This window comes from Polyangium jinanense, from assembly GCF_028435365.1.
Genome location: NZ_JAGTJJ010000055.1, coordinates 20,166 through 42,621 on the forward strand (window position 1 = coordinate 20,166; position 22,456 = coordinate 42,621).

The following is a 22,456-nucleotide window of genomic DNA, read 5'->3' on the forward strand; positions in this document are numbered from 1 at the left end:
GCCCCTCAGAGCCCCATCTGCTTCGCGATGATCACCTTCATGATCTCGTTCGTCCCGGCGAAGATTCGCTGCACGCGCGCATCCATGTAGGCCCGCGTCACCGGGTATTCGAGCATGTACCCGTAACCGCCGAAGAACTGCAGACACTCGTCGACCACCTCGCCGAGCATCTCCGTCTGCCAGAGCTTCGCCATCGAGCACTCCTTCACGAGGTACTTGCCTGCGACGTGCTCCGCGATCAGCCGATCGAGGAATGCGCGGCCTACTTCCACCTTCGTCGCGCACTCGGCCAGCTTGAACTGCGTGTTCTGGAATTTTGAAATGGGCTTGCCGAACGCCTTGCGCTCCTTGCAATACGCGACCGTGTCCTCGAGGATCCGCTCTGCTCCCGCCTGACACCCGACCGCCACGACGAGCCGCTCCTGCTGGAGCTTCTGCATCAGCATCAAGAAGCCCCCGCCCTCCTCGCCGAGACGGTTTTTCACGGGCACCCGACAATCCTCGAACGAGAGCTCCGACGTATCCTGCGAGGGCAGCCCCATCTTGCGCAGCTTCTTGCCCTTCACGAAGCCTGGCGTCCCCGCCTCCACCACGAACAGGCTGATGCCTCGGTGCGCGTTCTCCGCATTCGTGTCCGTCTTCGCCGCCACGATGCAAATGTCGCAGAGAATGCCGTTCGAGATGAACGTCTTCGCTCCATTCAGCACGTAATGGTCGCCGTCCCGCACGGCCGTCGTCGCGAGCCCCGCGAGATCGCTGCCCGTCCCGGGCTCCGTCATGGCGATCGCCGTCACGATCTCCCCGGACGCGCAGCCGGGCAGCCAGCGCTGCTTTTGCTCCTCCGTGCCGAAGGTCGCGATGTAGGGCACCACGACGTCCGAGTGCAGCGACATGGCGAAGCCGGAGTCGTAGGCCCGGGCCATCTCCTCGATCACGATCACCGAATGGAGGAAATCGCCGCCCGCGCCGCCGTAGGCCGGATCGAGCGACGGGCAGAGGAAGCCGCCCTCGCCCGCCTTGCGCCACGCCTCGCGGTCGACGCTCCCCTGCTCCATCCACCGCTCCTGGTGCGGCTTGACCTCCCGGTCGATGAACCGGCGGAACGACGTTCGGAACAGCTCGTGCTCTTCGCGGAAAAGGTTCCTGTCCATTTGAATGACGGGTTACCAAACCTCCCGTCCCGCGTCTATCCGGAAGCGGTAGCGGTTGACGCGCGCCGCTCGGTGGAAGACGCTTTTCCCCGAGGCCGACGCTTGTCCGACGGAGCCAACGCTGCCGAGCCGACCATCGCGGAGCGGCTCTCCACACGCGAACCGCGCATCCACGTCTCCATCGGCGCCGTCTGCAACAACAACTGCGTCTTCTGCATGGAGGAAGATCGCGACGGCCGCTACGTCAACAACTCGGCCATGACCACCGAGCGCGTGCGGTGGATCCTCGAGCAGAACCAGGGCGCCGAGGAGGTCTGCTTCACCTCCGGCGAACCCACGACACGCCCCGAGCTGCCCGAGCTCGTGTCGATGGCCAAGGGCCTCGGTTACCGCAAGATCAGCGTGATGACGAACGGCCGGCGCCTCTCGCACCTGCCGTACGCCGCGCTGCTCGCGAAGGCCGGGATGAACCGGTTCTACGTCTCGATCCACGGCCACACGAAGAAGCTCCACGAAGGCCTCACGCGCACGCCTGACAGCTTCGAGCAGACCGCCGCCGGCCTCGCCTCGATCACGAAGCTCAAGCGCTTCGGCGTCGAGCTGCACACCTCGACGGTGATCACGGACCGGAACCTCCCGCACATGCTCGACATCTACCGCTTCCTGCGGCAGGCGGGCGTCGACCAGGTCGTCTTCAACGTGATGCAGGCGAACGGCCGCGCCGACACGTATTTCGAGCAGATCTTCCCGCGCTACACGGACATCGCCGCCGCGTTCCGGCGCTTCCTCGCGGACGTCGGCGAGCGGCGGCCGATGGCGTTCCTCGTGGACATCCCGCTCTGCACGACGGAGGGCGTCGCCGATTTCAACCGCGGCTACGTCGAGAAGTACCAGCACTTCGACCTCGGCGCTCAGGCGAACCTCGATGCTGCGCGCGCGCCCGAGCGGGCCGGGGACGGACGCGGCCGGGGGCTCGTCCTCGTCACGCGGCAAGATCTCGACGAGGCCCAGCGGGACAAACGCGAGGCGTGCGGAACGTGCAAATACGGGCCGCAATGCGAGGGTGTCTGGCGCAACTACCTCAAGCGGTACGGCTGGGACGAGTTCGAGCCGATCCTCGGCGCCCCAAACGCTCGGTGATCACAGGGTAGAACGTGTTACCATCGCCCGAGCAGGCATGAGCGACGGCAAGAGCGATGGACGTGGCGACGGGGCGAGAGCGCAGGCAGCGCATGTAGAGCATCCTGCCGGGCCCCCCCTCCCGGCTCCCTCACCCCCACGTCCGATGTTCCAGAGCGCCTCGCACGCAGGCCCGCACAGCGTCGGCCCTTCGAGCGTGGTCGTCGCGAGCCGCAAGAGCGACGTGCCGCCGCTCTCGCAAGATCCCGAGGCGCACCGCAAGTGGCTCGTCGAGGAGCTCGAACGCACGCGCGCGCGCCTGCTCCAGGCCGACAGGCTCGCCACGCTCGGCACCATCGCCGCGAGCGTCGGGCACGAGCTCAACAACGTCGCCGCGGTCCTGACCCACACCGCGACCTTCATCCGCATGCGCGCCGACGCCGGGAAGCTGCCGGAGCCCGACGATCTCGTGGCCCTCGACCGTGGCGTCGCGCACCTGGCCGAACACGCGCGAAACCTCCTGCACCTCGGCACGCCGAGCCAGGATCGGCACGAGGTCCTCGACGTGACGACCGTGATCGCCGACGTCCTCTCGATGCTCCACGTCTCGGGTCGCACGAAGCGCGTCAGCATCATGACGCAGGCGCCGCCTTCGCCCGTGCGTGTGGCCATGAGCCGCACGAAGCTCGAACAGATCTTCGTCAACCTCGTGACGAACGCCGCGGACGCCGTGATGGAGCAGCCGCCGGAGGGCCGGCTCATCCGCATCGAGGTGAGCGAGAATCGCGAGACGGGGCGCGCGCACTGCCTCGTCGAGGACGCGGGGACGGGCATCGCGCCCGAGATCCTCGCGCGTGTCTTCGAGACCTATTTCACCACGAAACCTTCGGGCAAAGGTACGGGCCTCGGGCTCTCCGTCGTCAAGAGTCTCATCGAGGCCGTGGGCGGGGACATCGAGATCGAGAGCGAGCTCGGCAAGGGGACGGCCGTGCGCTTCGATCTCCCGCTGTGCACGTGAGAGAACGTCCTTGCCGTCGGACGGCCGTGGGCGCCATCATGCACCCAGGTCCGTGACGTCGCATGCGTCTCCCATTGGCTCGTCGGCCACCGCCGTCGCACCGGGCACCCTCCTCGCCCAGAAGTACCGCGTCGAGCGTGTCCTCGGGCAAGGCGGCATGGGGTACGTGGTCGAGGCCCGGCACGTCGCGCTCGACGAGCGGGTCGCGCTGAAATTCCTCCTGCCCGAGTACGCGCAGCATCCCGAGGCCTCGGCGCGCTTCCAGCGCGAGGCGCGCGCCGCCGTGAAGATCAAGAGCGAGCACGTCGCCCGCGTCCTCGACGTGGCCACGCTCGAGAACGGCGCGCCGTACATGGTCATGGAGTTCCTCGATGGCCGGGATCTCGCGCGGCAGCTCAAGGACGGCGTCCTCTCGGTGCCCGACGCGATCGACTACGTCCTGCAGGCCTGCGAGGCCATCGCCGAGGCGCACGCGCACGGCATCGTGCACCGCGATCTGAAGCCCGCGAACCTCTTCCTCGCGAGCCGCCCCGACGGCTCGCCGCTCGTGAAGCTGCTCGACTTCGGCATCTCGAAGATGAAGAACGCGCCGGGCGATCACGCGCTCACGCGCACGGCGACGGCGATGGGCTCGGCGCTCTACATGTCGCCCGAGCAGATGCAGGAGACGCGCGGCGTCGATCACCGCACCGACATCTACTCGCTCGGCATCACGCTCTTCGAACTGCTCGCGGGCACGCAGCCGTTTTACGCGGAGACGTTGCCCAACCTCTGCGCCGAGGTGCTCACCGGCACGCCGCGTCCTCTGCGTCAGTTTCGGCCGGAGCTCCCGGCGGATCTCGCCGCGCGGATCGAGCGCGCCTACGAGCGCGACAAGAACCGAAGGTACCCGTCGATCGGCGAGTTCGCCGTCGCGCTCGCGCCCTACGCGCCGCCGCGCTCGCAGAGCACGCTGGAGCGGATCACGCGCATGGCCGGCCTGCCGACGCCCGAGCTGCCGTCGCGACAGCCTTCCCAGCCGACCTTGCCGGCGTTCGCGCCTGCCGACGCGCGCGCGTCGACCGAATGGGCCGAGGGCCCGAGCACGGTGCCGCTCGGCAACACGGGGCGACGCAACGCGGCCGTCAGCTCGACCCTGTCCTCCGCCCCGTCGCCCGCCGAGGTCGCCACGCAGACCGCGCACAAGACGATGCCGCTGCCGGTGCAGATCGCGTCCTCGCCGGAGCTCCCGTCATCGGCCACGACGACGACCGGACCGAGCATCATCACGCTCGGACAAACGCCGTCGCTCGACGTGATCGAGCCCGACCTCAGCCGCATCGAGGCCGACCTCTACACGGGTCCGCGCAGCGCTCACGCGGCTGCCGCGTTCGCCAGTGCCGCGCGGACGCGGACGCCGTCCGATGGTGGTCGCTCGTTCCTGTTCGTCGCGCTCGGCCTCGGCGCGCTCATCGGCGTCCTCGGCGGCGTGCTCGTCTTCCTGTTCCGATCGAGCGTCGAAGCGTCTTCCACGACGCCGATCGCGACCGGCGCGCCCCAGGAAGTCCCTGCGCCCCCCGCGCCCACGAGCGCGGCTACGCCGACGTCCACCGCGCCCACGGTGACCCCCGAATCCACGGCCCCGCCGATCCCTTCGGCCTCCGCGTCGCCGGCGATGGCCGCGTCCGCGGTAGCGACCGCGCCCGCGGCGCCATCGCCTGGCCCGAAGCCCACGAGCAAGGCGACGGTGGCCCCGACGAGCACGACGAAGAAAGATGCAAAAAACGCTTTCAATCGCCGCTAGCTCGCCGATGCCCCGCGCCCGCCTGCGGATCCTCGCCGCCGCGCTCACGCTCGCGGCGGCGCTCACGCTCGCGCCCGGCCCTGCGGCCGCGCAGAGCGGGGACAACAAGGCCATCGCCGAGGCGGCCTTTCTTCGCGGCCGCGAGCTCATGGACCAGGGCAAACCCGCGGAGGCGTGCCCCAAGTTCGAGGAGAGCGCGCGGCTCGATCCCTCGGTCGGCGCGCTCCTCAACCTGGCGCTCTGCAACGAGCAGCTCGGACGCACCGCCACGGCGTGGGCGCGCTACAAGGAAGCCGCGACCTTGGCCCACGCCACGGGCGACACCGATCGCCTGAAGATCGCCGAAGAGTTCGCGGGAAAACTCGCCCCCAAGCTCTCGCGCCTGCGCATCGAGACGGCGGCCGAACCCACGGCGGGCCTCGTGATCAAGCGCAACGGCGAGCCCCTCGGGGCCACGCTCCTCGGCGACCCCATCCCCGTCGATCCCGGCGAGCACACGATCGAAGCGACCGCGCCCGGGTTTTTGCCCTGGTCCACGAAGATCGTCGTGGGCAAGGACGCCGACCTGAAGACGGTCTCGGTGCCTGCGCTCGCGGCGGCTCCGGAGGAAAAGAGCGTCGAGAAGGTCGAGACGCCTCCCCCCGCATCCAGCGCGAACGGCCTGCGCACGGCGGCATTCGTCGCGGGGGGCGTGGGCGCCCTCGCGCTCGGCCTCGGCGCGGTGTTCGGCGGGCTCGCGTCGAGCGACGTGGGCAAGGCCGATCCGCTTTGCCCTCAAAAGAAGTGCAACCCCGAGGGATTCGCCCTCATCGAGGGCGCGCAGACGAAGGCCCTCGTCTCGACGATCGGCATCGGCGTGGGCGGCGCAGCCCTCGCCGCGGGCGTCGTGTTGTTTTTCGTCTCGCGCTCCCCGGCGAAAGAGCCCGGCCCCGAGGCGCCACGCGCGTGGCTCGTCCCTTCGTTCGGACCACGCAGCGGAGGCGCCTCGATCCTGGGCACGTTCTGAGCCCGAACCGACAGGACCCGTTTCCCCCATCTGCCATGGACTTCGACCTCACCGAAGAGCAAAAGCGTTTCCAGGAAGCCACGCGCGCGTTCGCCACGCGTGAGCTCGCGCCGCGAGCCGCCGAGATCGATCACGACGCGCGCCTCCCCGAAGGCCACGCGCGTCGCCTCGGCGACGCGGGCCTGCTCGGCCTCACGATCCCCTCCGCGTACGGCGGCTCGGGCGGCGACTTCGTCTCGCTTTCGCTCGCGATCGAGGAGATCGCCGCGGCGTGTGCGAGCTCGGCCGCGATCGTGGGGACACACGTGGCGCTCGTGGCGCGCACGCTCCTCCGCGCGGGAAGCGACGATCAAAAACAGAAGTACCTCGCCCTGCTCGCGCGCGGCGCCTCGCTCGGCGCGGCCGCGATCCCCGATCCCGCGGAGGGCACGACCCTCTTCGCCGAGCCCAGCGCCGCCGGCGGCTTCGTCCTCGACGGCGAGACCGGCCCCGTGATCCTCGGTCCCGCAGCCGACGTGTTTCTCGTGTTCGCCGCGACGAACCGCGCCCCGAACGATCCTCGCCTCGTCGCGCTGCTCGTCCCGAAGAGCGCCCCGGGCCTCACGATCGAGCCCGCGGAGGCCTTCGTGGGTCGGCGCGCGGCAGGCGCGGCCTTGCTGCGCGCGCGCGGCGTTCGTGTGGATGCGGCCGAGGTGATCGGCGCGGCGGGTGAAGGCGCATCGATCGCCACGGCGGCACTCGAAGACGCGCGCATCGCCGTCGCGGCGGAGGCCATCGGCATCGCGCGCGCGGCCTTCGAGAAGGCGGCGGCGCACGTGAAGCGCACGCAGGACCGCTTGAAGACGCCCGGCCTCCTCGGCATGCAGGCGCAGCTCGCCGACATGGCCGTCGACATCGAGGTCGCGCGCCTGCTCGTCCTTCGCGCCGCGCACCTCGCGGATCGCGGCGCGCCTTCCTCGGCCGAGCGATCCATCGGAAAACTCTTCGCCTCCGAAATGTCGACCCGCGTCGCGCACCGAGCCATGGACATCCTCGGCGCGCGCGGCGGAGGCGCGAGCGAGGGCCTTGGACGTCACTTCCGCGACGCGCGCACCACCGAGCTCGTCGAGGAGAGCAGCGGAACGCAGCGATCGATCATCGCGCAAACCATGTTGAAGGGATGATGAAGAGCAACGAAATCAGCCTTGGGTTTGGTTCTCCTCGGGCCCTCGTCGCCGCGCTCGCGGCGCTCGCCTCGCTCGCGGGCTGCGGTGGCGAGGTGGCGGCGAACAAGCCGCCGGACACGGGCGGCGTGGACTCCTCGACGAGCGGCGGAAACGGCGGCGCCAACTTCGAAGCCGAGATCGGCGCGCTCGATCAGGACAAGGTGCAGTCGACCCTGCAGCGCACCTCGGACAAGCTCAGCGCCTGCTTCCACAACGGCGTCCGCCGCATCCCCTTCATGGGCGGCGAGATCAAGTTCGCGCTGCGGATCGCGCAGGGCGGAACGGCCACCGTCGCGTACCTCAAGGAGTCGACGCTCGGCGATCGCGAGACCGAGTCGTGCATGCTGGGCGCGCTGCGCAGCGCGAGCTGGCCTTCTCCCGTGGGTGGCAAGGAAGGCCTCGCCGAGGGCGGCTTCGCCTTCGATCCGAGCGCCGACGAGCGCCCGCCCGTCGCGCTCGGGCCCGATCGCCTGGGCAAGGAGCTGCCGAAGGCCAAACAAGCGCTCGCGACGTGCCGCGCGAGCCAGGGCGCGGGCCCGATCACAGCCACGATGTACCTCGACACCGATGGAAAACCCCTCGCCGTCGGCGTCTCGAGCGCCGATCCCAAGGGCGACGCCGCGGCCACGTGTGTCGTCGACGCGCTGCGCGGCATGAGCTTCCCGTCGCCTGGAAGTTACGCCGGCAAGGTGTCCCTCGTCGCGGAGTGAAGAAGTGTTCGGTCGAGGGGCGCGGATCGAAGGGTCGCGCTAGGATCTCCGCGTGTGGAAGCTCATCCGTGAAGTCCTCGGCCTCCTCTGGAAGCTCGTCAAGACGCTCCTCAAGAACAAGCTCCGCGCCATCCTGAAACGCGTCCTGCTCTACACGCTGCTCCTCGGAGCCGTGATCGCGGTCGTCGTCTTCCTCGTGACCCGCATCTTCGTTTGACCAGACGAACCCGTTGGCGCTCCAACGGGTTCGCCTCCAGCCGCTCCGCCTCTCAGCGCGTCGCGCTCCGGGCAATCACGATGCGCTGGATCTCGCTCGTCCCCTCGTAAATCGTCGTCACACGCGCGTCGCGCAGGTGCCGCTCCACCGCGAAGTCGCGCACGTAGCCGTAGCCGCCGTGGATCTGCAGCGCTCGCTGGCAGATCCGGTTCGCCGCTTCGCTCGCGTAGAGCTTCGCCATCGCCGCCTCGGCCGAGAACGTGCGCCCCTTCTCCTTGAGCCACGCCGCGCGTAGCGTGAGCGCCCGCGCCGCTTCGAGCTCCGTCCGGCAATCCGCGAGCGACCACTGGATCGCCTCGTAGTCGCCGATCGACCGGCCGAACTGCTTGCGCTCCCGCGCGTACGCGGTGGCCTCCTCGAGCGCCGCCGTCGCGATGCCCACGGCCTGCGACGCGATCCCGATGCGCCCACCGTCGAGCGCCATCATCGCAATCTTGAAACCCTCGCCCTCGCTGCCGAGCAGCGCGTCCGCCGGCACCTTGCAGTCGTCGAGCTCGAGCGGCACCGTGTTCGACGCGCGCAGCCCGAGTTTGTCCTCGGGCCGACCGCACCGGAGCCCCGGCGTCCCGCCCTCCACGAGGAACGCCGAAAGCCCACGCGTCCCCGTCCCGCCCGTGCGCGCCCAGACCACGAACACACCGGCCCACGCGCCGTTCGTGATCCACTGCTTTTGCCCGCGCAGCACCCAGCCGTCCTCGGTCCGCTCGGCCACGGTCCGCATCGAGCCCGGGTCACTTCCCGCCTCCGGCTCGCTCAGCGCGAACGATCCGGCCGCGTACTCGCCCGCGCAGATCTTCGGCACGTGCTTCTCGCGCTGCGCCTCCGTGCCGAACCGCGCGATCACCTCCGCGACCATGTTCGTCACGCTCATCGTCACGGCCGTGGAGGCGCACGCGCGCGCGATCTCCATCATCGCCAGCGCATACGCAACCACGCCCGCCTCGGCGCCGCCGAGGGCCGCGGGCACGTTCACGCCCATCAGGCCGAGCTCGGCGAGGCCTCGCAGGATCTCGCGTGGGATGTCTTTGTCTCGGTCGAGATCGGCCGCGACGGGCCGGATCACGCGCTCGGCGTAGTCCCGCGCCGTGCGCTGGACGAGCGCCTCGGTCTCGTTAGGCTCGAGGTCCATGGGTCCGCGTTACTGGCACTTCTGCGTGAAATCGCAAGGATCGCCGCCCTGCGCGGTCACGAGCAAGCTGTACTGCGTGCACGTCCCCGTGGCGCCGAGCTTGCGGTAGACGCGCACGTAGTACTTCGTCCCGTTGTTGTTGCAGTGCACGGGCTGCGTGCCGTCGTTCGCGCAAGGCACCTCGCCCTGGAGGCCGTCTGCCGATTTCCCGTCGACGCACCAGTCGTACGACGTGATCCCCACGGCGCCACCCGACGGCGTGTCCGTGCACATGTCGCCGCGGATCACGTCGACCACGAACTCGTCGTTCGGCATCGGCGCCACGAAATCGATGCTCACGTGGTACGAGTTCGTGGTCAGCTCATTCGTGTCGATCGTGTCGAACGACCACACGTCGACGTCGCTCGCGCCGCCGAGCGAGCCCGTGATCGTGATGCTGCTCCCGCTGGTGTCGCTCACGCTACCGGCGGGCGTCGCGTTCGCGCAGAGGTCGTTCGGTTCGCCCATCTCGGTCGGGCACGAGCAGCCGTTCGCGATCGGGCCCGGCGGATAGCTCGCCCAGCCCGGCTCGCACGGCCCGAGCTCGCACGAGCCTTGCGGCGTGCACGCCCACGACGCGTGCGGCGGCACCGGCCCCTCCGCGCTGCAGAGCGCGTTCGGATCGCCTTCGTCGCTCATGCCGTCGCAGTCGTCGTCGGAAGCGTTGCACGTCTCGGCCGCGGGGACCTTCGCCGTGCATCCCTCGAAGTCGCCCGACTCGCCGTTGCACGTCTCGACGCCCGAGCACGTGCCGTACTCGTTCGAGTTCGCGCAGTCCTTCTCGACCCCGTCGCGTTTTTCGCTGCACGGACACGAGAACGGCAAGTTTGGCACGCAGAACTTGTAGGCCTGCCCCTGCGGAGGCTTGGGCGGCCCCGCGTCCAGACCGCCGTCGCCCGCATCGCCCGCATCGCCCGCGTCGTCCGGAGGCCCCGCGTCCGGCATCTCGCCGTCGCCCGGCTTCGGCGGATACTTCGCGCCCTCCAGGCACGTGAAGCCGTTCGGACACTGGCCGTCGGTCGTGCAATCCTGCGCGCAGAAGCGATCCCCCGCGGGCGCGATCAAGCACGCATCCGAGGGGTTCGGGCATTGCAGCTTCGTCATGCACGGCAAGCACTGGTTGCCGAGATCGGGCACGCAGATCGAGTCGCCGTTGATGATCGCGCAGTACGTCCCCGCAGGGCAGCCGGGCGGACACGGCACGGTGCAGTACTTGTTCGCGCCGACGACCGTGCAGTCCCCCTGCTCGCAAGGCGTGTCGTCGTCGCAAGGGCCGCCGATCTGACCCGGCGGAATGCCCCCACCGCCCTCGCCGCCCGCGCCCGCGCCGGCGCCGCCGCTCGGATCGATGTGATTGCCCTGCGCGCACGCCGCGAACAACGCCGCGACGAACGATCCGATCAAGACGATCCGCCCATGGTAACGGTGCCCCAAGCTCATCGGACGGCGCCTCCTCGACGACACGAACCGGCCCGCGCGTGGAAGCCGAAAATGGCTCTTCCTTCCCGCGCAGAGGCCTTCGTCAGGTTAAATGTTTTGCACACCGGGCGTCAAACGCGTAACTGGGGAGTCGAAAGCGGTCCCTCCGCTCCCCGCCATGCCTCGCGCCCCTGCTCCCAGGCCCTCCGCGTTCGTCCCCGGTGCGTCATGTGCGAGCCTCGCCGTCCTCGCCCTCGCCACGCTCACGGGCTGCACGAGCGCAAAAACCGAGGCCACACCCAGCCCGAGCCCCGCCGCAGAGCTCATGCCCCCGGCGCCGCCCGCCGCCGCGCCGCCCGCAGCGTCCGCGGCCGCCGCCGCCGCACCCGCAGAAGCGCCCGCGCCCGCGTCCGCGCCCGTGCCCGCGAAGCCGCGCATCTGGTCGAAGGGACGTTTCGCCTGGATCCACCCCCAGCCCGGGGCGAGTCACGCCTGGATCGGATACCTCGCGCTCGGCAGCTCCGCGCCGCTCAAAGGCAGCAGCGTCGAAGCCGCGCGGATCCCAGGTTATGCCGGCTGCGACGCCTGGTACGCCGTCGAGCCACGCGGCTACGTCTGCGCAGGCGCAACGGCGACGGTCGACGAAAAAGACCCAGCCATCGTCATCCTGCGTCGCGACGCAGCCGACGTGAGCTCGCCCTGGCCCTACCAGTACGGCGAATCCATTGGCGCTCCGCGTTATGACCACATCCCGACGCGCGCCGAGCAACGCGAGGCGGAATGGGACCTCGTAAAACACGAGGCCAACGTCGAAAAAGCACGCGCCGCCGCGGGCGACACGGCCGCGATCGCCGCCATCGACAAGTCCCTCGTCGGCGTCGACCTCGCCCCCTCCGGCGAGGGCCCGCCCGAGCTTCTGCCCTTCGGCCCCCTCGTCCGGGAAAACCGCAAGTTCGTCCAGCTCGGTTCGACGATCGCGTTCGTCCGCGCCTTCGAGTCCGGCGGCCGAACCTTCGTCCTCACAGCCGACCAAGCGATCATCCCGAAGGACCGCATCAAGCCCTACCCGCGCTCGACGTTCCACGGCATCTCGCTCGGCGACGACGTGAAGCTGCCGCTCGCCTTCTTCCGCCAGAAACCGCGCCCCAAATGGAAGCGCGGCGAAGACGGCAAGCTCGCAAAGACCGACGAGACGTTCCCGCGCCTCGGCTGGGTCGGCCTGACAGGCGCGCGCGTCGAGCAAGACGGCAAAGCATTCGTCGAGACGAAGGAAAGCGGCATCTACGTGCTCGCCGAGGACGCGCAGATCGTCGAAGCCGTCACCGAAGCGCCCTGGCTGGCCGACAAGGACCCGAACAAGAGCAAATGGGTCGACGTGCGCGTCCTGAACGGCACACTCGTCGCCTACGAAGGTCTGCGTCCCGTCTACGCGACGATGATCTCCCCAGGCCGCGGCGGCGTCCCGTACCCAGGCATCGAGCCGCTGAAGACAGCCTCCACCCCGGTCGGCCTCTTCCGCGTGGACGGGAAGTTCCGCACAGCCACGATGGTGTCGAGCTCCGACGAGAACTTCGTGCATTCCGAGGTGAACTGGGTCCTGAACTTCAGCGGCCCCCACGCGCTGCACGGCGCCTACTGGCACGACGCCTGGGGCGAGCCGAAGAGCGGCGGCTGCGTGAACCTCGCGCCGATCGACGCCAAGTGGGTCTTCGACTGGACCGACCCCGACGTCCCCGAAGGCTGGCACGGCATGCGCGCCGTGAGGGAGTTCGGTCAGAGCACGATCGTGCGGATCCGGCGGTAGCGCTGGCAGCGTTGCGCCGGGGTTTCACCCCGGACCCGACCAGGGGCTATCCGCCCCTGGACCTGGACCAGCGCAAGCGCTGGACCCGGGGTCGATGAACTGCGCAACGCGCAGTTCATCGAACAGGCCAGGTCAAGACCAACGACGACCCTGCCTGCCAAGACCGCGGCGCCGAGGATTCAACTGGCAACGTCCCCGCCGCCAGCGTGAAACGCACCTCCATGGTCTTGCCACCGGCCTGTTGGAAGAACTGCGCGATGCGCAGTTCTTCCACGAACGGTCCAGGGCTTGCCCTGGTTCGGGTCGAGGGGCGAACAGCCCCCGCGGGGCCCGGGGCAGCGCCCCGGCGCGGCGGCCTCAGCGGGGAATTTCGAGGAACGCCTTCGCGAGTTGCATCGCTCGCTCGGGGTCGACCATGTTGAGGTAGGCGATCTTCCCCTGCAGGTACGCCTCGAAGTGCGGGATGTTGTCGCGGTTCTGCGCGGCGAGCCCGGTCTTCTTGGCGGCGTGCAGGATCGCGCGGAGCTTGCGGACCTCCTCGCGCGGCATCCCGAGCTTGTCGTTCACGACGATGCCCGTGACCTCCTGCCGCCCTCCCGCATGCTGCACCCGGCCCTTCTTCGGGTTGATGGCAAACCCCTCCTCCTGCACGATGTGCCGCACCCGCGCGAGCAGGATCCCAAGGTCACTCCGGCCCTTCTTCTGGCCACCCTTGCCATCATCCACGAACTCGTTCGCCGCCGAGAACGTGAGGTCGTCCGCATACCGCGTGTACGTCCAGCCCATCTTGCGCGTCATGCCCGAAAGCCGCCGATCGAGCTTACGCGCAACCAGATTCGAGATCGCCGGACTCGTACACGCACCCTGCGGCAAACCCCGTTCGCCCACCGCCACCCAGTACGTCGTGCCGTCATAGACGACCTTCCGCCGCGGCGACTCCGTGCAGATCAGCGCAAAAATCGTGGCCACCGCAGGCGAGTACCCGATCGACTCGAAGAGCCCACGCACGCGGCCAAACGTGATCGTCGGAAAGAAGTCCGAGAGGTCGAGGTTCACCACGGTCCCGCGGCCAAGATGCGCCCGCGCATTCGTCACCGTGGATCGCCCCTTCACGAACCCATGCGCCTCGCCCTCCACCGAGAGCTTCGCGAGCACATTCTGAAGGATCCACTGCTGCGCCTTCGAGAGCGCCTCGTGCGGCGCCGAGAGCAGACGCATGCCGCCCGAACGCTTCGGGACCTCGAAGTACACGTAATGCGGCTTCTCGACCGCGTCGTTGTGGTAGCAGAGCCAGCGCAGCCGCGGGATCGGCACGGAGAGCGCCTTCGCGACCTCCGCCGGCGTCGACAGCAAGGGCAACCCCTGCTTCCGCAGCGATTCGACGTTCGCACGCCGATCACCGAGGCTGCCGGACACGCCACGCCCGAGGAAGATGATGTCCTCGGCGCGACGCTTGGCGACCGCCTCCGCGTGCTTCTTCTTCCGCTCGGCCGCGAGCCGCTTCTTCTCCGCCTTGCGCTCGGCCTTCTGGCGACGAAGCTCCTCGATCGCCGCATCCGCCTTCTTGCGGGCCACGACGGTCGCCATGCTCGCGGCCTCGTGGTGCTTGAGCCAGAGATCACCGACGCGGTGGATCTCCTCGAGCTGCTGCTCCGTGAGCAAGCCGCGCAGAATGAGGCCCCGATCGATCAGCGCCGTGCGCTCGTCACTCTGCGGCGGAATCGTATCCACGCGCCCGATCCACGCCGTCTGGTACGGGTTGATCTTGAGCGCGCGCTTGCGCATCTCGTCCGCCGACAAACCAAGGATCCCCGACGTCTCGTACGGGTCCTTCGGCTTCGGTTTGTCCTTCTTCTTCTTGTCAGGCGTCGTCGCCGCCGCCGCCGCCGGCGCAGGGCTCGCCGTGAACGTCGCGACCGCCGGGTTTTTCCCGCCCGCGCCGCTCGTCGTCGAGGTCGAGGACGTCTTCGCTGACGTCGACGCCCCCGCCTGCGGTTTGTCGCCCTGCTCGTTTTTCCCGGGCTCGCCCTCGCCGGGTTTGCCGGTGCCGATGAAGGACTTGACTTTGTCCCAGAAGCCCACGGCAACTCCCGCTAGATCGAGGTTGCGACGCGCGTCGCCCGAGCGCTCGGGCGAGCGATCCCTGATGCACCGTTCGACGCGCCGTCCAGCCCTCCAAGGAAGCCCGTCCGCCCGACTACTCGCCTAGGACCACGTCCGATCACCGAGGCCCTAGGCCCCCTACCGGCATCCAGACCCAAGGGTCCGCTGAGTGGATGCTGGTAGGGGGCTTTAGGGCCAAAAGAACATCGGGCGCGGGGACGCATGGGGGAACGAACTCCGCCACGGCGGAACGCCGCAGCATGGTGGGCTCGGGCGGACGGACCTCCTTGCAAGGCTGGACGCAAGCGCGTCGAACGAGACGACAAGACCATTCCTACAACGACTTCCTACCAAGAAGCCAGGCCAGACAGAGGACGGATGCACGCTCGGCACGGAACCGATCCGCGACGCGCTTCACCTCGGCGAGCACGTCAGGCGGCAGCGCAAGCCGCTCCTCCACGGCATCCGCCGGCGTACGGGTGGCGAGCAAACGCGCAAGCGTGACGTCCGCGAGCGCGAGCGCCGTGGTCCAAGATCGCTCCGCCTGAATCCGCGGCATGGCCACGTCCCATGCCTGCTCCAGCACCCGCGAAACCGTGGTGTTCTTCCGGTTCGCGGTCTTGCGGATGTCGTCGAGGATCTGGCGCGGAATCGGAAAACTCTCGCCCGACGACCACTTCGAAGCCTTCGCCGGCTCCGGCGCAGGCTCGGGCTTCGGCGCCTGCGGCAGCGCGCGACTCGATAGCACCATCTTGAGCGCGAGCAGATGCCGGCAAGGCCCGGCGCGAAGCCCGCTCTTGTAGAAGTACGAGCACGAGCACTTCGCCTTCTTGATGGCGAGATCCTCGTCGAAGATCGCCTCGCAGCCCGTGCCCTTCGCCTTGCCGACGACCGCGCGCCGGCCGTCCGAAAGCAGCTCGTCGCGATCGATCGTCACCGCGTTGCCCCGCGCCATCGCGCGGCCCTCGACGAGCTCCGGATGCTCCGGCCCGATCAACGCCTCGCTCAGCACGGCGGGCATGACCTGCCGATAGCGATACACGCGATCGGCATGGTCGTAGATGAGCTGCCCACGCTTCGCGAGCTGGTGCAGCGCGGGCACGAGGCTCTCCTCGGACGCGCCCGTCGCCGCGGCGATCGCGGGCAAGGTCGCGCGCTGTTCGTTCTGGAGGAACCGATCGGCCTGCACCATCGTGCGCGCATCCGGCTCCCACGCGCCCGCGAGCAGATCGAGCCCCGAGCCGCTCGTCCAATCGTTGGTGGTCCAACCGCTCAGCGCGAGCACGAGCCGCATGTCGCCCATGTGCGCGATCCAGATGCTCGGCAAACCCGATCCGAGCAGCCGCACCTCGACGCGGTCCGTGAGCGGCAGGACGCGGGCGAGCGCGAAAAGCCGCCGCCGGCCCCAGATCTTGACCTCCTCGGAGATCTCACGGCCCACGGGCGCCGAGCGATACGGGCCGAGCTTGCCGCCCGCGCCATGGCCGCCAATCTCGAGCCCGCCGTCGTACACAGGACCGCGCGACTGGATCTCGATCCCCCACGGATCGAGGATGATCTTCGGCGCCTTGCCCGGCGTGAGCACGAACCGGATGCTGCGCGGCCCGCTCTTCTCACGATGGCGCTTCAGGTGCGCGAGGATCGCGTACACGACCTCGACAGGCAGATCCACGCGGCGACTCGGCAAGCACGTCGAGGCCTGGATCTGACCGAATCCACGCAGCCACGAGGGCGGCAGATCGATCTTCTCCTCGCGGTAGTCCGCCATGCCCTCGACCTTCACGTCGAAGCCGGCCGGATCCACGGAGAGGCGCGTCTTCCGGTAGCTCCGTAGCGTCTGGAAGTGCTCGTAGAGCGCGATCGAGTAGTCGACGTTCGTCGTGCCGAGCCCCGCCTCCTGCGAGCCCACGAACGAGTCGCGGTCCACGGACAAACAGCCGTAGCTCGACTCGTCCTTGGAAAAACACTCGAAGAAGACCACGTCGGGCGCGACGGTGACGACCGGATCACACGGCACGAGGTGGCGGAAGAGCTCGGGATCGTTCCGCGCGAGCTCGTTCGCCCACTTGACGCGCGCGTCCCAGTAGAGGCGATGCATCTTGCGGAAATCGGAATCGAGGTTCGGCGGGATCGGCTCCTTCGCAAGGCGCGCGAGCTCGGCCCGCTTCGCCTGATCGAAGAGCTGCGCCTTGATCTCGGCCTCGCGCTCTTCCTCGGCCTTCTTCCACGCCTGGTACGCGGTCTTGTCCTTCTTGCGGAACTTGAGGTCGCCGACGACCACGTCGTGCAGCGCGCTCATGGCCTCGCGGAAGCGGATCGCGTCCTTGAGCTCCGCGTCGAAGAAGGTCTTCGGCCGCGCGAGGTTCGGGGAAAAACGCACGAGCAGGCTTTGCGCCGCCCCGAGCACAGAGCTCTTGCCCAGATAACGGAGATCGACGTTCACGCCCTCTCCTCCTGGAAGAGCGAGAGCTCCGGCAACTTGCGCCCGATCGCGCTGCGAAGCGCGGGAGCCTGGAAAGCCGCGCGCGAGACGGCCGCGAGTGCCGCACGCCGCTCCGGCGGACGCACGCTGCGCAGCGCATACCCGAAGAGCCCCACGAGCGGCTCGGCCTCGGCGGGGTGCGAAACGATGCGCGCCGCGATCTGCGAGAGCGCCGTACGCTTCTGCTTCGAACCGCGGTGCACCGCGAGGATCGTCGTCGCCCAGATCCGCTCGAGCGTCGCCGGCCCGAGCGCCTTCTCGCGCTGCACGAGGTGCGCGAGCAGGAACGCGCGCACGTCGTCGTACGGGCTCTCCGCGAGCGCCGACCAGAGCGCCGGATCGTCCTTGAAGCGCACGTCGCGCTCGAAGAGCTGGAGGGCCTCGCGCCGCACGTCGTCGTACCGCGCGTCCACGAGATCCCGGACGTGCGTCATGCGCGTATCCTTGGAGGTCGAAAGGATCGACACGACCCACTTCGCCGCGGCCTCGCGCACGCGCGGCGCGCGCGCCGAAGCGAGCCGCAGGACCGACTCGATGGTCTTGATCCCGGCCGTCTTCTTGGTCATGGCCCAGTCGAGCCCGAGCTCGGCGACGGGCGCGATCGGCGAGCACGCGAGATCCACGCACTGATCGAGCGTGAGCCGCGCCGGCGAGACGTGCTTCTTGATGGCTTCACAGAGGAAACCGAGCGCCGTGGGGTTGTCGATCTGGAGCAACTCCAGCCACTCGGCCACGGAGAGGCTCGAAATGCCCTCGGCCGTGCGCAGGAGATCGGCCGCGAAGACCTGCACTTCCTCGTTCGGGCTCGCGATGAGCGGACGCAGGCGCGACATCGTCAGCGTGCCGAGCTCGCGCGGGTACCACGCCTTGAGGATCTGCACCGCGAACACGCGCACCGTGCGGCTCTTCGCGGTCGTCACGAGCGCGAGCACGTCCTCGAACGAGCCCTTCCACGCCTCGGGCCAGAGCGGCGCGGGTTCGAGCTCCGCGAGCGAATGGCCCTTCGCCACGCGGATGCCATCGGGGTGCCGATCGAGCACGGGCGAGCCGTGGTAGAGCGCGTGGAGCAAGCTCCAGGCGTCGAGCAGACGCTCGGGTTTGTCCAGGTGATCGTCGCGGTAGAGCACGAGCGTCTTGCGGATCGCCTTGCCGTACCGGACGGGATCCTTGCGCCCGATGTCGCGGAAGTAGCGAAGCACGCGACGGCGTAGGTAGTCGCGCGTGGCCTTCGAGAAGTGCGGCGCGCTGTCGTTGCGGCCCCAGAAGCGGGCCGGGTGTTTGCCCGTGCCCACGAGCGTGCGCACCTTCAGCGACTGCCGACTCGACCAGTCGTAGCGCTGCTTCTCCACGAGCTTGCGCTCCACGAGCCGGTCGAAAGCGACCATGAAGTGACCGACGAGCTCGTCGTCGTGCGCCTTCTCGGCGAGCTTGAAGAGGCTCTTCACGAGCGGCCGATGGTGCGGCCTGTCGCAGCCGTCGGCGATGTACGCGACGAGCGTGCGGCGCGCGAACGGCCGGCTGTCCTTCATCCACCGATCGGCGAGGGATTTGAGCTTCTTGCCGGCCGTGAGCGAGAGGACCTCGTCGACGTAACGGTCGTCGCCCGCCTCCCAGTATTCGTCGAGGAGAAGGTTCGATCCGGTCCGCGTGCGCGCGTTCGCCATGCGAGGGCCGAAACGATAGGCAAGTCGGACGCGCGCGGTCAAGGGGCACGGCCTTCGCGCCGCAACGACCCCCCCCAAAGCCCCCGACCATTTCCACCCCCGCTTCCAATCTTCCACCCGAACGGTTCGTCCACGATCCGCGTTGAGCGCGCGCGACCGATCCTTTACGGTGTCTTCATGAGAGCGCTTCGATTCTCGCCTGGGACGCTTGCCATTCCCCTCGTCTCGCTCCTCACCGCAGCCGGCTGCGGCAGCGGGGGCGATACCGATCCACTCTTCAACAACCCGACAGGCTCGAGCAGCGGCACGTCGGTGGGCGGCTCCGGCGGCTCCGGCGGCGCCGGGGGTGACGGCGGCGCGAGCGCCGGCGGAATGGGCGGCACGGGTGGGGACGGTGGAATCGGCGGCTCGGGCGGCGCCGGTGCCGGCGGAAACGGCGGCTCGGGCGGCTCCGGCGGCGGCGCTCCGGCGTGCGCGCCCGAGGGGCCGTTCGACGGCGCGCCCGTGGAGGCCCAGGCCGGGCAATGGACGTGGGTGCCGGTCCCCGAGGCGAAATGCCGGGGCGGCAGCTCCACCGGCTTCGGCGTCCGCATCAACCCGGAATCGACGAAGCTCGTCATCTTCCTCGAGGGCGGCGGCGCGTGCTTCAACGGCACCACGTGCAACCTCAACCCGAGCTCCTTCGGGGAGAACAACTTCAACAACTGGAAAAACAACGGCGGCAACAACGGCATCTTCAGCACGTCGAACGCCGCGAACGCCGTCAAGGACTGGAGCTTCGTCTACGTTCCCTATTGCACGGGCGACGTGCACGCCGGCAATGCCCCGGACGCCGACGTGCCGGGCGGCCTCTCCCCGAAGGGCCAGCAGTTCGTCGGGTACGCGAACATCGGCCATTACCTGAAGCGCATCATCCCCACGTTCAAGGGCGTGACCGAGGTCCTGCTCACGGGCGTGAGCGCGGGCGGGTTCGGCGCATTCTACAATTACGATCGCGTGGCGCAGGCATTCTGCCCCACGCCCGTCGCGCTGATCGACGACTCGGGCCCCCCGATGGGCGACACCTACATGTCGCCCTGCCTGCAGCAGCGCTGGCGCGAGCTCTACAACTTCGCGGACACGCTGCCCGCCGACTGCGTCGAATGCACGCTCCCGAACGGCGGCGGCCTCGCCAATGCCTGGAAGCTCCTTGGCCAGAAATACCCCGACGCCTCGCTCGGGCTCGTCTCGTCCGACAAGGACGGCACGATCTCGCAATTCTATGGCTACGGGAAAAACGACTGCCAGAACATCGACGGCCTCTTCCCGTCGTCGCTCAGCGGCGCCGAATACACGGCGGGCCTCGAGGAGATCCGCGAGAGCTTCCTCAAGCAATCGCCCGCGTGGAGCAGCTATTTCGTGAGCGCGACGACCCACACCTACCTCGGCGGCAATGGTTATTACAACACCAACGTGGATGGTACGGCGTTGACCGGCTGGGTGAAGGGCATCGTCGACGGCGCGGATGCCACCCACATCGGCCCGTAACGAAACGGCACACGGAGCAACTTTCCGCTCTTACCGAATTTTCCGGGTGCCAGTGACGGCCCCCTGGACTATGTTCCGCGCATGAACAGCACGCGCACCCATTTCCGCCGCGTCGCGGTCTACTGCGGGTCCTCCGGCGGCGTCGGGACTCATTACCTCGACGCCGCCCGCGCGGCCGGCGCCTACCTCGCCGAGCGCGGCATCGATCTCGTCTACGGCGGCGGTCGCGTCGGCATGATGGGCGCCGTCGCCGAAGGCGCGCTCATGAAAGGTGGCAAGGTCTACGGCGTCATCCCCGAAAAGCTCAAGACCCGCGAGCTCGCGCACGAGGGCCTCACCGAGCTCTTCATCGTCGACAGCATGCACGCCCGCAAGACCATGATGGCCTCGATGGCCGACGCCTTCGTCGCCCTCCCCGGCGGCTGGGGCACGCTCGAAGAGGTCTTCGAGGTCGTGACCTGGTCGCAGCTCAACTATCACAAGAAGCCCGTCGGCCTGCTCAACGTGCGCGGCTACTACGACCACCTCGTCGCATTCCTCGATCACGCGATGGCCGAGGGCTTCATTCGCCCCATTCATCGCCCCCTCTGCGCGTCGGCCGATTCGATGGACGCGCTCCTCGACCGCCTCTCGAAGCTCCAGATTCCCGATATCGGCCGGTGGATCGACAAACCTTGAACCGAGCCCGTCCGATCCCCACACCTCCGCCCCGATGACCGACGAACGAAAGATCCCGGAAGGACGCCTGGGAAGGCTGGCGCGGCTCGCCGCCGTCGGGGCCCGCACGGGCGCGAGCATGCTCCGCGGCACGTCAGCGGCGGACGCGGCCGCGAACAAGGCCGCCGAGATGCTCGGCACGCTCCGCGGGCTCGCCGCGAAAGCCGGCCAGATGGCGAGCTACGTGGACGGCATGGTCCCCGAGGCGCAACGCGAGGCCTACGAGACGGCCATGCGCAAGCTCCGCAATGCGGCGCCGACCTCGTCCCCCGTGGCCATCCGCACCCGGGTCGAGGAGGAGCTCGGGGCGCCGATCGACAAACTCTTCGCCGAATGGGACGAGCAGCCGTTCGCGAGCGCCTCGATCGGCCAGGTGCACCGGGCGCGGCTCGGCAACGGCCGCGAGGTCGCCGTCAAGGTGCAGCACCCCGGCATCGAGAAGGCCGTCGAGAGCGATCTCGAAAATGCCGACGTCCTCGGCGGGATGGTCGCGGTGCTCGGGCCGAAGCGCCTGGAGCCCAAGGCCGTGCTCGCCGAGCTCCGGGCGCGCTTCACCGAGGAGCTCGATTACGAGCTCGAAGCCCGGAGGCAGCGGGCGTTCACGGCGCTGCACCAGGGCGACCGGTCGATCCGCATTCCCGAGGTCATCGCCGAGCGATCGAGCAAACGCGTGCTCACGAGTGAGCTCGTGGCCGGAAAAACCCTGGAAGAGGCCTGCGAGGCGGACCAGGCCATCCGCGAGCGTTATGCGGACACGCTCTGGCGGTTCGTCTTCAAGGGCAACCTCGTCGGCGGCATGTTCAACGCCGACCCGCACCCCGGCAATTACCTCTTCCAGGACGACGGCTCGATCATCTTCCTCGATTTCGGCTGCGTGCAGCCCATCGAGGGCGAGCGCCTCACGCTCGCACGAAACCTCCACCTCGCGGCACTCCGTCGGGACGAACCGGCGTTCGGCGACATCGCCACGAAGATCCTCCTCACCGAGGGCGGGGTCTACGAGCGAATGGCGGTCGCCTACTCGCGCCGCTGCTTCGAGCCGATTTTCGCCTCGCCCTTCCGGATCACGCGGCCCTACGCAGCGAGCCTGGTCGAGGGCATCCGGGAAATGAAGAACGAGGTGCTGTCCAAGAAGGACGGTAACTTCGTGCAGCTCCCGCCCGGCATGCTCTTCATGAACCGGCTCCAGTTCGGCTTTTATTCGGTCCTCGCCCGCCTCGACGTGACGATCGATTACGCGGCCGTGGAGGAGACGTTCCTGCGGGAGGCGGGGCTCGTCTGACGCAAGGGCCGTTGTGAAACG

At 68.8% G+C, this 22,456-nt stretch carries 17 protein-coding genes; 11 read left to right on the forward strand and 6 right to left on the reverse strand.

What is annotated here, in order from left to right; all coding sequences use genetic code 11:
• Positions 1 to 5: 5 nt before the first annotated feature.
• Positions 6 to 1,151 (reverse strand): acyl-CoA dehydrogenase family protein, encoded by a 1,146-nt coding sequence (locus KEG57_RS44400; protein ID WP_272424794.1) that lies wholly within the window; start codon positions 1,149 to 1,151, stop codon positions 6 to 8.
• A gap of 102 nt (positions 1,152 to 1,253) precedes the next feature.
• On the opposite strand from KEG57_RS44400, the gene hxsC4 reads away from it, so the two are divergent.
• The 7 genes from hxsC4 to KEG57_RS44435 all read left to right on the forward strand — a co-directional run bounded on the left by hxsC4 (position 1,254) and on the right by KEG57_RS44435 (position 8,209).
• On the forward strand, positions 1,254 to 2,291 hold the full coding sequence (gene hxsC4, locus KEG57_RS44405; protein ID WP_272424792.1) for a radical SAM protein HxsC4: 1,038 nt from the start codon (positions 1,254 to 1,256) through the stop codon (positions 2,289 to 2,291).
• A gap of 145 nt (positions 2,292 to 2,436) precedes the next feature.
• Positions 2,437 to 3,288: a sensor histidine kinase gene (locus KEG57_RS44410; protein WP_272424790.1), complete on the forward strand. Its 852-nt coding sequence runs from the start codon at positions 2,437 to 2,439 to the stop codon at positions 3,286 to 3,288.
• Between the two features lie 52 nt (positions 3,289 to 3,340).
• A complete protein-coding gene (locus tag KEG57_RS44415) occupies positions 3,341 to 5,071 on the forward strand; it encodes a serine/threonine-protein kinase (RefSeq protein WP_272424788.1) in 1,731 nt (576 codons plus the stop codon).
• Positions 5,072 to 5,078: 7 nt separating this feature from the next.
• Positions 5,079 to 6,077, forward strand: coding sequence for a tetratricopeptide repeat protein (locus KEG57_RS44420; RefSeq protein ID WP_272424786.1), 999 nt, complete (start codon positions 5,079 to 5,081; stop codon positions 6,075 to 6,077).
• A 35-nt stretch (positions 6,078 to 6,112) separates the two neighbouring features.
• On the forward strand, positions 6,113 to 7,240 hold the full coding sequence (locus KEG57_RS44425) for an acyl-CoA dehydrogenase family protein (RefSeq protein ID WP_272424784.1): 1,128 nt from the start codon (positions 6,113 to 6,115) through the stop codon (positions 7,238 to 7,240).
• Positions 7,237 to 7,992, forward strand: coding sequence for an AgmX/PglI C-terminal domain-containing protein (locus KEG57_RS44430; RefSeq protein ID WP_272459636.1), 756 nt, complete (start codon positions 7,237 to 7,239; stop codon positions 7,990 to 7,992). Before KEG57_RS44425 ends, KEG57_RS44430 begins: the two co-directional genes overlap by 4 nt.
• A 52-nt stretch (positions 7,993 to 8,044) precedes the next feature.
• On the forward strand, positions 8,045 to 8,209 hold the full coding sequence (locus tag KEG57_RS44435; RefSeq protein ID WP_272424780.1) for a hypothetical protein: 165 nt from the start codon (positions 8,045 to 8,047) through the stop codon (positions 8,207 to 8,209).
• 52 nt (positions 8,210 to 8,261) lie between these two features.
• Here KEG57_RS44435 and KEG57_RS44440 read toward each other — a convergent pair whose 3' ends face one another.
• The gene (locus KEG57_RS44440; RefSeq protein ID WP_272424779.1) at positions 8,262 to 9,398 is read right to left on the reverse strand and encodes an acyl-CoA dehydrogenase family protein; all 1,137 of its coding nucleotides are present in this window, start codon (positions 9,396 to 9,398) and stop codon (positions 8,262 to 8,264) included.
• A gap of 9 nt (positions 9,399 to 9,407) precedes the next feature.
• The gene (locus tag KEG57_RS44445) at positions 9,408 to 10,877 is read right to left on the reverse strand and encodes a hypothetical protein (protein WP_272424777.1); all 1,470 of its coding nucleotides are present in this window, start codon (positions 10,875 to 10,877) and stop codon (positions 9,408 to 9,410) included.
• 157 nt (positions 10,878 to 11,034) lie between these two features.
• Between KEG57_RS44445 and KEG57_RS44450 the strand changes: the two genes are divergently transcribed.
• Positions 11,035 to 12,660 (forward strand): L,D-transpeptidase, encoded by a 1,626-nt coding sequence (locus KEG57_RS44450; RefSeq protein WP_272459637.1) that lies wholly within the window; start codon positions 11,035 to 11,037, stop codon positions 12,658 to 12,660.
• Between the two features lie 357 nt (positions 12,661 to 13,017).
• On the opposite strand, the gene KEG57_RS44455 is transcribed toward KEG57_RS44450, so the two are convergent.
• From KEG57_RS44455 to KEG57_RS44465, 3 genes are all read right to left on the reverse strand, one after another.
• The gene (locus KEG57_RS44455; RefSeq protein WP_272459638.1) at positions 13,018 to 14,742 is read right to left on the reverse strand and encodes a reverse transcriptase family protein; all 1,725 of its coding nucleotides are present in this window, start codon (positions 14,740 to 14,742) and stop codon (positions 13,018 to 13,020) included.
• A 355-nt stretch (positions 14,743 to 15,097) separates the two neighbouring features.
• Positions 15,098 to 17,206, reverse strand: coding sequence for an SWIM zinc finger family protein (locus KEG57_RS44460; protein WP_272459639.1), 2,109 nt, complete (start codon positions 17,204 to 17,206; stop codon positions 15,098 to 15,100).
• Entirely contained in the window at positions 17,203 to 18,909 is a 1,707-nt protein-coding gene (locus tag KEG57_RS44465; protein ID WP_272459640.1) for a hypothetical protein, read from the reverse strand. Before KEG57_RS44465 ends, KEG57_RS44460 begins: the two co-directional genes overlap by 4 nt.
• A gap of 177 nt (positions 18,910 to 19,086) precedes the next feature.
• On the opposite strand from KEG57_RS44465, the gene KEG57_RS44470 reads away from it, so the two are divergent.
• The 3 genes from KEG57_RS44470 (at position 19,087) to KEG57_RS44480 (ending at position 22,435) form a co-directional block, all read left to right on the forward strand.
• Complete coding sequence (locus KEG57_RS44470) at positions 19,087 to 20,436, forward strand: pectin acetylesterase-family hydrolase (RefSeq protein WP_272459641.1); 1,350 nt, start codon at positions 19,087 to 19,089, stop codon at positions 20,434 to 20,436.
• Positions 20,437 to 20,517: 81 nt separating this feature from the next.
• Positions 20,518 to 21,114 (forward strand): LOG family protein, encoded by a 597-nt coding sequence (locus KEG57_RS44475; protein ID WP_272424766.1) that lies wholly within the window; start codon positions 20,518 to 20,520, stop codon positions 21,112 to 21,114.
• A 34-nt stretch (positions 21,115 to 21,148) separates the two neighbouring features.
• On the forward strand, positions 21,149 to 22,435 hold the full coding sequence (locus tag KEG57_RS44480; RefSeq protein ID WP_272459642.1) for an ABC1 kinase family protein: 1,287 nt from the start codon (positions 21,149 to 21,151) through the stop codon (positions 22,433 to 22,435).
• The last annotated feature ends 21 nt before the right edge of the window (positions 22,436 to 22,456 follow it).